The sequence below is a fragment of the Haliscomenobacter sp. genome (genome assembly GCF_040403615.1).
Taxonomy (GTDB): domain Bacteria; phylum Bacteroidota; class Bacteroidia; order Chitinophagales; family Saprospiraceae; genus Haliscomenobacter.
Window position 1 is genome coordinate 1 of sequence record NZ_JBBAKG010000153.1, and the last position, 10,955, is coordinate 10,955.

At 47.0% G+C, this 10,955-nt stretch carries 11 protein-coding genes and 1 pseudogene; 9 read left to right on the top strand and 3 right to left on the bottom strand.

Annotated elements, in window-relative coordinates:
* Positions 1-193, bottom strand: a pseudogene (locus ABW391_RS26850) (hypothetical protein); the annotation flags it as partial.
* Between the two features lie 307 nt (positions 194-500).
* Here ABW391_RS26850 and ABW391_RS26855 point away from each other — a divergent pair.
* Together ABW391_RS26855 and ABW391_RS26860 are read left to right on the top strand one after the other, a co-directional pair.
* Positions 501-1,790: an asparagine synthetase B gene (locus ABW391_RS26855; protein ID WP_353484995.1), complete on the top strand. Its 1,290-nt coding sequence runs from the start codon at positions 501-503 to the stop codon at positions 1,788-1,790.
* Between the two features lie 104 nt (positions 1,791-1,894).
* Complete coding sequence (locus ABW391_RS26860) at positions 1,895-3,025, top strand: S1C family serine protease (RefSeq protein WP_353484996.1); 1,131 nt, start codon at positions 1,895-1,897, stop codon at positions 3,023-3,025.
* A 120-nt stretch (positions 3,026-3,145) separates the two neighbouring features.
* On the opposite strand, the gene ABW391_RS26865 is transcribed toward ABW391_RS26860, so the two are convergent.
* On the bottom strand, positions 3,146-4,543 hold the full coding sequence (locus tag ABW391_RS26865; RefSeq protein WP_353484997.1) for a Gfo/Idh/MocA family protein: 1,398 nt from the start codon (positions 4,541-4,543) through the stop codon (positions 3,146-3,148).
* Between the two features lie 150 nt (positions 4,544-4,693).
* On the opposite strand from ABW391_RS26865, the gene ABW391_RS26870 reads away from it, so the two are divergent.
* The gene (locus ABW391_RS26870; RefSeq protein WP_353484998.1) at positions 4,694-5,056 is read left to right on the top strand and encodes a hypothetical protein; all 363 of its coding nucleotides are present in this window, start codon (positions 4,694-4,696) and stop codon (positions 5,054-5,056) included.
* A 141-nt stretch (positions 5,057-5,197) separates the two neighbouring features.
* On the top strand, positions 5,198-5,905 hold the full coding sequence (locus tag ABW391_RS26875; protein WP_353484999.1) for an RNA ligase family protein: 708 nt from the start codon (positions 5,198-5,200) through the stop codon (positions 5,903-5,905).
* 52 nt (positions 5,906-5,957) lie between these two features.
* Here ABW391_RS26875 and pafA read toward each other — a convergent pair whose 3' ends face one another.
* On the bottom strand, positions 5,958-7,577 hold the full coding sequence (pafA, locus tag ABW391_RS26880; RefSeq protein ID WP_353485000.1) for an alkaline phosphatase PafA: 1,620 nt from the start codon (positions 7,575-7,577) through the stop codon (positions 5,958-5,960).
* A 227-nt stretch (positions 7,578-7,804) separates the two neighbouring features.
* Here pafA and ABW391_RS26885 point away from each other — a divergent pair, with 227 nt between their 5' ends.
* The 5 genes from ABW391_RS26885 (at position 7,805) to ABW391_RS26905 (ending at position 10,923) form a co-directional block, all read left to right on the top strand.
* Complete coding sequence (locus tag ABW391_RS26885; protein WP_353485001.1) at positions 7,805-8,200, top strand: BlaI/MecI/CopY family transcriptional regulator; 396 nt, start codon at positions 7,805-7,807, stop codon at positions 8,198-8,200.
* 14 nt (positions 8,201-8,214) lie between these two features.
* Positions 8,215-8,421: a hypothetical protein gene (locus ABW391_RS26890; protein ID WP_353485002.1), complete on the top strand. Its 207-nt coding sequence runs from the start codon at positions 8,215-8,217 to the stop codon at positions 8,419-8,421.
* On the top strand, positions 8,418-10,052 hold the full coding sequence (locus ABW391_RS26895) for a M56 family metallopeptidase (protein ID WP_353485003.1): 1,635 nt from the start codon (positions 8,418-8,420) through the stop codon (positions 10,050-10,052). Before ABW391_RS26890 ends, ABW391_RS26895 begins: the two co-directional genes overlap by 4 nt.
* A gap of 96 nt (positions 10,053-10,148) precedes the next feature.
* Positions 10,149-10,595, top strand: a complete 447-nt coding sequence (locus ABW391_RS26900) for a GldM family protein (protein WP_353485004.1) — start codon at positions 10,149-10,151, stop codon at positions 10,593-10,595.
* A gap of 91 nt (positions 10,596-10,686) precedes the next feature.
* Positions 10,687-10,923: a hypothetical protein gene (locus ABW391_RS26905; RefSeq protein WP_353485005.1), complete on the top strand. Its 237-nt coding sequence runs from the start codon at positions 10,687-10,689 to the stop codon at positions 10,921-10,923.
* Positions 10,924-10,955: the final 32 nt, after the last annotated feature.

The following is a 10,955-nucleotide window of genomic DNA, read 5'->3' on the forward strand; positions in this document are numbered from 1 at the left end:
GCAATGGAGAAAGCAGAAAGAAGGCCAAAAAACTGGCACCCAAAAAACGCAGTCCGCTCATCAACCAACGCAACCAAGGCGCTTGATCCTTGAAGCTATTGTCGCGGTAATACAAAAGCATCGCGTAGCCAAGGCCGAGCAAAAAGCAAAACAAGAGAAACCAAACGGGGTAAGAAAAAGTCAAACGATCCATAATTGTACTTAAATTGTCGGGTTATCGAGCGGTAAGCCAGCAAATATAAACGAAATTCACATCTTCCATCGTGCAACTTTCTGGCAATATGATTCTTTTGCGGCTACACGACAACACAATAATAAAGAACAGCTTCCTTTGTCAATAATTGCAGTCGAAAATTTATTCCTACAAAGCAACCCAAAGTGCCTCCAATACGTTTGTTCTTTTGGAGATTTGCTAAACAAATTAAGCGAAAATCCAAAACTTTTCTATATTTCCGTTGTAAAAGCATGTCTAAAATGAGTGCAAAATAAAATAATCGGATATGATCAAGAAATGGTTGGTTGTTTTGGTGCTGATGGGTGCAGCACTTGGTCCTATCAAAGCGGCCTACATGCTGCTGCCGATGGAACAGGATAAGCAAAAAGATCACCTCAAAGCCTACGGCATTACCTATTGGGTACTGAACAATGGCATTGAGGCGTGGTGGTTGTTGAATTATCGAGGGGGCAGTTTTGCTTTTCAACACAACAAAGCTTTTGAGAAAGAATGCCTCACCCGGGGTGTTTCCTTCGAGATCATTCCCGACGCACAGTTCAATGCCATTTTGACCCAAATTGCCGATCCAGAGGCCAATATGGAAGCCATGAAACTGGAGAAAGCACCCAAAATAGCGGTGTATACGCCAGATACGGATTCCAAAGGAGAGCGCATCCAACCCTGGGACGATGCCGTGACAATGGTGCTTACTTACGCAGAAATTCCCTACGAAGTCATCTATGACCGCGAGGTAATGAGCGATAAACTGGCCCAATACGACTGGCTGCACTTGCACCACGAAGACTTTACGGGTCAATACGGTCGCTTCTATCGTTCCTTCAGCTCATACGCCTGGTACCGAGAAAACCAGCGCCGCTCCGAAGAATTGGCGCGTAGCCTGGGCTTCAACAAGGTATCAGAAGCAAAACTGGCGGTAGTGAAAAAAATCCGCGATTTCGTAGGTGGCGGTGGATTCATGTTTGCGATGTGCTCGGCAACCGATACATACGACATCGCCCTGTCAGCCGACGGTCTCGATATTTGTGCCGAAATGTACGATGGTGACCCCGCTGATCCAACCGCACAATCAAAGCTTGATTTCAGCAAGACCTTCGCTTTCAAGAACTTCACATTGGTGAGAAACCCGATGGAATACGAGTTTTCCAATATCGATGTGGGCCAATCTCCTGGCCGGGACGTAATGGCCGAACAAGATTACTTTTCCCTGTTTGATTTCTCAGCCAAATGGGATCCCGTTCCCACTATGCTGACGCAATGCCATACCCGCACTGTGAAAGGCTTTATGGGACAGACCACAGCTTTCCGCAAGCAATACCTCAAAACCAATGTACTGGTTTTGGGTGACAACAAAGCCCACGGCGAAGCCCGCTACATCCACGGTATTTTTGGCAAAGGCTTCTGGACTTTTTATGGTGGCCACGACCCAGAAGATTACCGCCACCTGGTCAACGATCCAGAAACAGACCTGAGTTTGCACCCCAACTCACCTGGCTATCGCTTGATTTTGAACAATATTTTGTTTCCTGCGGCAAAAAAGAAAGAACGGAAAACCTGATTTCAAGTTTTTATGTTCACACGGTTCTATCCAAATGGGTTGAATGGTGTGAACATAAAATCCAAAACTGGAAATTTAACACATAAACACAAATTCAACCAAACATGCGCATCCTGCTTGCACTTCTCTTGCTTGTCGGTGCTTTTTTTGCTGGCGCCGCCTGGAGAAATACCGAAAACAAACAAGATACCGCTACTGAAGTAGTGGCCCGCAATGGACAACAGCAACATTCCTTGCCCACCCGTGCTGCCAGTGCCAGAGAAGGCACCACGCCTGAAGAAGAACACACCATCAGCCTGTTTGAGCGCGCCGCGCCCAGTGTGTGCTACATCACCACCTCGGTTGTGCGCCGGGATTTCTGGACACGCAACGTGATGGAAATCCCGCAAGGTTCCGGCTCCGGTTTTGTATGGGATCGCAATGGCCACATCATCACCAATTACCACGTGATTCAGAGTGCTTCCAAAGCCCTTGTAACGCTGGCCGACCGCAGCACCTGGGAAGCGGAATTGGTTGGTTCTGCTCCTGAAAAAGACCTGGCGGTGTTGAAAATCAAAGCCCCCACCAACAAAATGATCCCCATTCCGGTAGGTACTTCCGAAGATCTACGGGTTGGCCAGTCGGTATACGCCATTGGTAACCCTTTTGGATTGGATCAAACCCTAACCACGGGGATCGTCAGTGCATTGGGTCGGGAGATTCAAACCGAAAGTGGATTCCCGGTTCGCGATGCCATTCAAAGCGACGCTGCCATCAATCCTGGCAACTCCGGCGGGCCATTGCTGGATTCATCTGGTCGACTCATTGGGGTCAATACCGCCATTTATAGCCCTTCTGGCGCTTCTGCCGGGATCGGATTTTCCATTCCAGTAGCGGTAGTGCGCTGGGTGGTTCCTGAATTGATCAAATACGGCAAAATCAAGCGCCCAACCCTGGGTGTAGAATTGTTGGAAACCTCCGACATCAAGCGCAATCAATTGGAAGGGCCGCTGGTGATGGATGTGGTCAAAGGCAGTCCTGCCGCAGCGGCTGGTTTGCGGGCTACCCGTCGCGACGAATATGGCCGCATTGTCTTGGGCGACATCATCATTGCCATGAATGCCAAGCGCATCAATTCCAAAGAAGAACTTATTCTGGAATTGGAAAATTACAAGGCCGGAGATGAAGTCACCCTCACCCTGTTAAGAGATCAACGGGAAGTGAAGGTGAGGATTAGATTGACAGAGACGAAATAGATTTGGGGCCACACACTAGCAGACATTTTATTTCACGCAGATTCTACACAGATTTTTTCGCAGATGCCCACAGATTTTTCTGCGTAAAACCTGCGGTTGAATCTGCGTGAAATAAAGAACCTACTTCAACCTGATATTCACCGGATCCCAGTTGATCACTTTTTTCAAATCCGCACTCATGTTGGCCGCCAATGAAGGGCCAGCCGCACGGAATCCAAAGACTGCATCTTCCAGGATTTTCCCTTCTCCACGCACCGCATTGAAGAACACCACCATGTGGTCATAGCGATCGTCGTAGCCTTCGGCAGGAACGAAGCTTACTTTTTCCTGAAATTCCACATCGTGGGTGAATTTGTCTTTGGGGTATTTCTCGTCGTATTGCTTCAGGAATTTCTTCTGTTCCGCATCTGAGTACGTAAACAAAGAGTCGTAATAAGGGCTGTACATTGGCGCGGTTGGGCGTTTGAGGGTTTTGAGCGTTGCGTCGTTCCAACCCAACTCAATCACCCCATCAGAACCCACCAGGCGAGTTACGCCGCCGCCACCACCGCCATCGGCCAGGTTTACGCGGGTCATGAAGGTAAACGAAGCGTGTTTGTCAGTCTTGGGATAATCCATCAAAGCGGTCACCAAATCCATCGCATCGCGGCCATCTTTCCAGTAGTTGAGGTCACCGGTAGCAAAAATGCGATTGGGTCCAAAAGAGCCGGTGATGGTGTGCAGAGCAGTGATCAAGTGAACAAATAAGTCACCCGCTACGCCTGTGCCGTATTCCTTGAAGTTCCGCCAGCGGAAAAAGCGCAGCGCATCAAAAGAACGCTTGGGGGCATCACCCAAAAAACGATCCCAATCAATGGCTTTTGGGTCGATGTCAAAAGGCATGGTATAGTTCCAGGCGCCGAGGGCATCGCAGCGATCCATAGCCGCTTCTACATAGTTGATTTCACCAATCAGGCCTTTTTCGTACCACTCCCGTGCTTTGTGGATGCCTGCGGAACTGGCACGCTGGCTGCCTACCTGAAATGCTTTTCCGCTCTTTTTGGCAGCGGCAACCACCCTGGCACCTTCATCGATGTGGTGCACCATCGGTTTTTCGCAATATACATGCTTGCCAGCATTGAGTGCCGCAATGGAGATGTGATCGTGCCAGTGATCGGGGGTACAAATCAAGACTGCGTCGATGTCTTTGCGTTCCAGGATTTCACGAAAATCGCGGGTAGTAAAGATTTGATTGCCCCATTTCTCCTTGGCGCGCACCAGGCGATCATCGTAAAGATCGCACACCGCAGCCAATTCAACTCCGGGAACTTTCAGGGCGGTATCGGTATCAAAATGCCCGATGATGCCACAGCCAATCAGGCCAATACGGATGTTGTCAGTAGCGGCAACGGGCTTGGCATATGGTTCCAGCAACTGGACAGAAGAATTGTTACCCGCCAAAGCCTGACGCGAAACCCCGGTAAGCAGCGTAGTAGCCGCTGCGGCTTTTTTCAAAAACTTGCGACGATTGGTAGACATAGGAATCTGTGATTTTTCACACAATTTAGAGAAATAAACCCTGGAATTCCAAGCTTGTTGGACAAATGACTGTCAAGTATTCAGTCATGACGACATTTTGCGTGATCCAAATCTAAACATCGAAGTGCCACTTGGTGTTATTTTTGCAAGATGATCAAGCTAATTGCCTTTTTTCTGCTGTTTTGTGGTAACATTTGCCTGCTGGATGGGCAAAATGACTGGCGTATTGTGGGAAAATCCATCCCCACATTGAGGCAAGCAGTAAAGCCCTCCCCCACTTTCAACCTCTTGAAATCGATGCAAACCATTGATCAGCACCCCGCAGATAACCTCAAGCGACAAGCCTTGGCCTCTCCTTCCACCTTTCCTCAATGGTACTCGGTAAATCAACTGCCGTTTTTTTGCAAAATGGAGGTTAAAATGGAAAAAGCCTTTAGATTTCCAGTAAAAGTGCGCCTTGGGGAGGTTCAGTATGTGGAAAAAATGGAAGGAAAACTGCCAGGAACTCAATGAGCAGGATTGGTGTTTACTTCGTGGTTGTTTTTTCAGATACTGAAGAAGCCCTTAGGAAATGAAAATCTTCGATTTTCTAGTTGTTTTATTTCACCACCTTAGGCACCTCAGAAACCTAAGAGTCACCTGTCAAAGATTGTAATGTCAAAACCACTTGGTCACAAATCTTACGGATCGATTCCTCACCTTCCCGGTTCGCGTTTAGGCGGAGGGGATCACCATTGCCCGGAGGGTCAGGCCCGCATTGCCACTGAGCAACCCCGCGATACCAAGGATTTGATCATTGTGCAAGAAAAGCTCGATGGCTCCAACGTCGGCATTGCCAAGCAAGATGGGGAAATCATTCCCCTGGTACGCTCTGGCCACCACGCCTCTACCTCGCCTTACGAGCAACACCATCACTTTGCCAAATGGGTGAATTTTCACCAAAAAACTTTTGACGCCCTGCTGCTGGAAGGAGAACGCCTATGTGGAGAGTGGCTCTTGCAAGCCCACGGTACGCGCTACGATTTGGAAGGGCGCGAACCCTTTGTAGCCTTTGATCTTTTGTACAATCGCCACGAACGGGTGATTTTTGAAGAGTTCCAAGCGCGGGTATCGGCAGTCAACATTCCAATTGTTCCTACGCTTGCTCATGGAAAAGAGGCCATGTCTATTCAGCAAGCCATGCAGCTGCTCGAGGCGAGTCGGTACGGGGCGATTGACCCTGTAGAAGGAGCAATTTGGCGGGTAGAACGAGAAGGTAAAGTCGATTTTTTGGTCAAATACGTGCGTCCTGACAAAATCGACGGCTGTTATTTGCCGGAAGTGACGGGAAGTGGGCAAACCATCTGGAATTGGCAGCAATAACTTCAGTTGCACACATTTTTGCATAAAAATGTGTGCAACTGAAAACTTAAAACTACTTTTTCAATCGAATATCCTGCACTGGCTTACCCGAAGCGCCATTCGGCGCATTGATGCGCAACCAATCGGCCACTGTTGGCGCAATATCATTCACAAAAACGGCTTGACTGCCGCTTCCGGGTTGGATTTTCCAACCATAAAACAACAATGGAACGTGGGTATCATATTCATAAGCGACCCCGTGGGTAACGCCTTTTTGGTAGTTTGAATTCAGATAGCCAGGCTCGAGACTAAACAAAACATCTCCCGAGCGCTTGGCGTGGAAACCATTCATCAACAAATCCCGGCGGAATCCGCTGCAAGTGCTCACATCCGCGTTCAAAGGCACAACTGCGCAAGCAATTTCAGGCCGCTCCAACAAGAACTCGACCGTAGCGCGTTCAACCTCGGGCTTCTTGAGCTTATTTTTCTGGATCAGTTCATCGTCAAAATACAATTCCTGGGCATTGTAGATCGGCACCAGCTTGTTGACGCCGAAAATCCCGGCCAAATGCTGATTCAATGAATCTTGCACCGGCGGGCCCATGTTTACCGATTTCTGGTAACGGCGATCGTTCATGTAATTGATGTTGTAAGGCGCACCGTGGTCGGCACTCAAGAATACCAGGTACTCCCCTTTGCCTACTTGCTCATCCAGCAAAGTCAACAACCCAGCCAATTCCTGATCCAAACGCAGATAGGTGTCTTCTGCTTCGATGGAACTGGTTCCAAACAAGTGCCCCACATAATCGGTAGATGAAAAACTGACCGCCAGCAAATCGGTGATTTCGTCTTTGCCCAACTGCTCGTTGATCAGTGCTGCCTTGGCAATATCCAGGGTGAGGGAATTTCCCCAGGGTGAACTGGGTAGGTTTTTCAGATCCTGAAGATTGTGCGGAAAAACGGGTTTTTCCTCATGCCCAAATTTGCCTTCGTAGGGACTATCGTCGGCATCGCTTTCGGTGTACTGTGCAAGCGGGAGCAAAGGAGTCCAGGGCTTATTGATGTAGGCTTGCGCCAGTTTTTGCTCGTTGAATTTTTGTACCCAGGTGGGCAGGCTTTGGGCATAAAAAGTGCTGGTTACAAAATTTCCGGTTTTGACATCCAGCCAATAGGTTCCATTGGAAAAATAACCCGCAGGGAAAATGGAAGAGCGGTCTTTCAAAGCCACGCCAATGACTTTGGCGCGGTGGTTGGTGGCCAGTTTGAGTTCATCGCCAAGGGTCGTAACCAATAGATTGCGGGGCGACATTTGCAATCCATCGCTGGAAGCAACACCTACTGCGCTCACATTTTTGTCGTCGGCGCAGTATACCACCCGACCTTGTTTTTCGTCGTACCAGTTGTTCGATACGATGCCATGCACCGAAGGTGTAGTCCCCGTGTAAATGGTGGCATGTCCTGGCCCAGTTTCGGTAAAAGCATACGGGTAATGCGTATTGCGGCAATTGTAGCCTTGGGTGATCAGGCGCTTGAAACCACCCGTTGAATATTTGTCCCAGTAACGGTAAAGGTAGTCGTAACGCATCTGGTCTACCACGATGCCAACCACCAACTTGGGGCGGTCGGCAGGTGTTTGACCCGATAGTTGAAGAGAAATGAGGAATAGGGCAAAAAAGAACCAAGAGCTTTTCATTTCTACAGGTTTTGATCGAAAAAGAAAGGGAAATTAAGGGTTTTAGGTGTTTTGCCCGAAAATTAGCCCATTTTTTGGGGATTGCGCTTCGCACCCTTGGATTTTGCAATAAATTAACCTTGTGGAGATGTTGGGAATTGCTGATCTGAAAAAATTACGACAAATGTCGTAGAAAAACTTGCAACGCATTTCCTTTTATCATACCTTTACGACAAACGTCGTAGATTATGTCCATTGAAACATTCCCACAACCCTCAGAGGGCGAATTCGAGATCCTGCAAGTACTTTGGAAAATTGAACCAGCTACGGTTCGACAGGTACACGAATTGTTAAGCATCAACCGTCAGGTTGGCTATACCACCACGCTGAAACAAATGCAACGCATGCTGGAGAAAAATTTACTGCGCCGTGAGGATCGCGAAGCGGGGCATTACTACACTTGCCTGGTACGACAAGCGGAGGCCCGTCAAAATTTGGTTGAAAAACTCGCGCAGCAATTCTTTGAAGGATCAAGCACTCAATTGGCCATTCAAGCCTTGGGTTCTGGTGAAGTAAGCAACACGGAATTGGAAGAACTCGAAAAACTATTGGACGAACTCAAAAAAAAGCAGTCCCATGAATAGCAATCCCCTGATCTATGCCATTGATTGGACGCTATTGCATTCGGTTTGGCAAATTGGTTTACTGGGTCTTTTGGCACTTGGACTGGAGCGGTTTTGGCATCGTCATCCAGCACAATTCAGGCACAATCTATTGCTGTATATCCTTGGTGGAATGGTACTGGCAACCGCGTTTACCCTCTGGGGTGAATGGCAATACTTTGCCAGTATCCACCACCACTTGATAGAAAAGGATACTATTTTGCAGACTACTACAAACCTTCCTTATGCGCCTAAACCAATAGATCAACCCACAAATTACCAACTGGTTTCTACGGTTTTAGATTTCAAAACGTGGATCGAAAGCCACCTTTTTTGGGTTGTATGGTCTTGGGCATTGGGCATGGTCGCCTTCAGCTTGCGATTTGTACTGAACTATTTCTCCTTGCGGAGTTTGCGCCACCAAAGCATTGCTCTGGAAGACCCCTATTTTTCTCAATTGCTAACACAGGTCATGGCCACAATTGGCTTGCGATGCAAAGTAAGTTTGCGGCTATCCTCGGGCATCGCGTCGCCCCTTACTTTTGGATTTTTTTATCCAATTGTCCTTTTACCAATCGCACTAGTGGCGCAAACCTCACCTTCATTGCTGGAAGCGCTACTGCGCCATGAATTGATCCACATTCGGCGGGCTGATTTTTTAGTGAATCTAATGTTATCGCTGCTACAGATTTTGTTCTTTTATCACCCTCTGATTTGGATGATTACCCGCCGTGTGCAAGAGTTAAGAGAAGAAGCCTGCGATGCCGCTGTCTTGTATTCTGGTTGCGACAACCTGCTGTATGCGGAAGCCTTGCTGCAACTCCAAAAATTAAATCACCATCAAAATATTCCCCTGGCTATGCAAGCACAAAATCCATCTTCACATTTTGCTACCCGCCTTCGACAAATCATGTTGCGTCCGGGTCAACCTACAAAACGCAAGTATTCGAACGCTTTGAGTGGGTCGATTTTGCTGGTTTTGCTCCTGATGGCATCTTTCCTCGGCGCATTTACCACTTCGATTAAGTCTCAAAAAGCGAAGCTAAGTGTCAATGCCCCTGTTTTACTACCCCAACCTGAAAAGGGAAAGCTGATGAAACCGAAATCCAATGCTGAAGACATCCGTAACAACAGACCAACGCCACAAGATGAACCGCAAAAAAACCAACAAGAAGCACGTTCATTACTTGCCAGCCAGTTAATCGCACGTGATACGAATCCAGCTGTCAATCCAAATGAGGCCGTGCTTAGTGTAGCTGCTGATCGAATGAATGTGCTTTACATGGGGATTGACAATCCCATTAGTGTCGCATTGTCAGGTGTTTCTGCTGATCAGGTTTCAGCAAGTAGCAGAGATGTACGATTGACTACAATAGGCAAAGGCAAATACATTGCCAGGGCCTTTCGACCAGGTATAGCGATCATTTTCATTGAAGCGCCTAATTATCGGCAAGAAGTGAAATTTAGAGTAAAACCTATTCCAGATCCGATTGCCGTATTAGGAGCTGTGGGTATTCGCGAAGGGTTTATTTCTGAGTCCGCACTTAAAGAAATCAAAGGTCTGGAATCAAAATTATTTGGATTTGACATGGACGTTGCGTGTAATATTTTAGGATTCAATCTTATTTATATTGAAAAAGGCACAGATAATGTTGGGCAATCAACTAACCCTGGAGAAAATTTTAATGACGCGACATTAAAATTTACCCAGAACGCTAAAATCGGAGACCAATATATTTTTGATAACATCCGGGTCAAATGCCCAGGAGATGAACAAGGTCGAAAAATCAACAACATTGCCATCAAAGTAGTAGCCGATCCAATTAAGGAATAGTTTTTTGATGAAGTAATAATGCAGGATGGAAAAATTGTAACCAATCCCCCCACAATGCATTATTCCTTCATCAATCAAAACTCAAACCTTAAAGCCATGCACACTTTCCAGCGATCATTTTTCAAAGGCTGTTACTTTATTCTGTTCAATCTGTCTTTCGTGATTTTGTTGGGCAACCGATCCTTGAACACTTTTGACCAATACCATCGTCCCTTAGCTCACCAAAGGGTCGTACTGCTTGCCGACACTGAAATCAAGTTATCCGAATTAAAGGCGCTCAAGCGACTGGATGCTACTTTTCCCAGCTTCAAAGCCCAAAGCAATTGCCCGGTGATTGGCTTCAACCTCTTTTTTTTGGCCAGAAAAAAAGACGGGATCAGCATTGTCAACCCAGGAGAAACCTTCAATGAATATACCCTAAAATTGATTGATCAGGCTCAGGTCGGCGACCACTTGATCTTTGACAACATCCGCATCATGTGTGTTGGTGAAGAAAGTTCGAAAAAATACGGGGGGATTGGGTTGAAGGTAATTGCGGATTGACGTGATCTTGATGCTACGAGGATACATCTTTAAGTACCAAAATCTAATTTTTTTCTATCTTGCTCTACGTTGAACCATAAACCAAATCAGCATGGACGAGAAATTATTTCAAAATGTAGCAAACGGCTATTATATTTTCCAGAGTATGCCCGACAATGTAAGCGATAACTGGGACCGGTACATCTGTACCAACGGTGTTGATTGTTCAGAGGTAGAATCGAATTATGAGCCCAAACCTGATGAAATAGTTTTTTTTGGCAGCATTCATGCTGGTGATTTTAAAGTGGTCTTGTACAAGAGAGGAGACGTAGCACCAGAAAAGAAGTGAATCTGTTTTTTTAGAAGTGGTGGAGGTAAGGG

Coding starts and splice junctions, on each gene's coding strand:
- ABW391_RS26885 (WP_353485001.1), top strand. CDS start 7,805: ATGTCCATTGAAACATTCCCACAACCCTCAGAGGGCGAATTCGAGATC.
- ABW391_RS26855 (WP_353484995.1), top strand. CDS start 501: ATGATCAAGAAATGGTTGGTTGTTTTGGTGCTGATGGGTGCAGCACTT.
- ABW391_RS26890 (WP_353485002.1), top strand. CDS start 8,215: ATGCCATTGATTGGACGCTATTGCATTCGGTTTGGCAAATTGGTTTAC.
- ABW391_RS26870 (WP_353484998.1), top strand. CDS start 4,694: ATGATCAAGCTAATTGCCTTTTTTCTGCTGTTTTGTGGTAACATTTGC.
- ABW391_RS26875 (WP_353484999.1), top strand. CDS start 5,198: ATGTCAAAACCACTTGGTCACAAATCTTACGGATCGATTCCTCACCTT.
- ABW391_RS26900 (WP_353485004.1), top strand. CDS start 10,149: ATGCACACTTTCCAGCGATCATTTTTCAAAGGCTGTTACTTTATTCTG.
- ABW391_RS26860 (WP_353484996.1), top strand. CDS start 1,895: ATGCGCATCCTGCTTGCACTTCTCTTGCTTGTCGGTGCTTTTTTTGCT.
- ABW391_RS26905 (WP_353485005.1), top strand. CDS start 10,687: ATGGACGAGAAATTATTTCAAAATGTAGCAAACGGCTATTATATTTTC.
- pafA (WP_353485000.1), bottom strand. CDS start 7,577: ATGAAAAGCTCTTGGTTCTTTTTTGCCCTATTCCTCATTTCTCTTCAA.
- ABW391_RS26865 (WP_353484997.1), bottom strand. CDS start 4,543: ATGTCTACCAATCGTCGCAAGTTTTTGAAAAAAGCCGCAGCGGCTACT.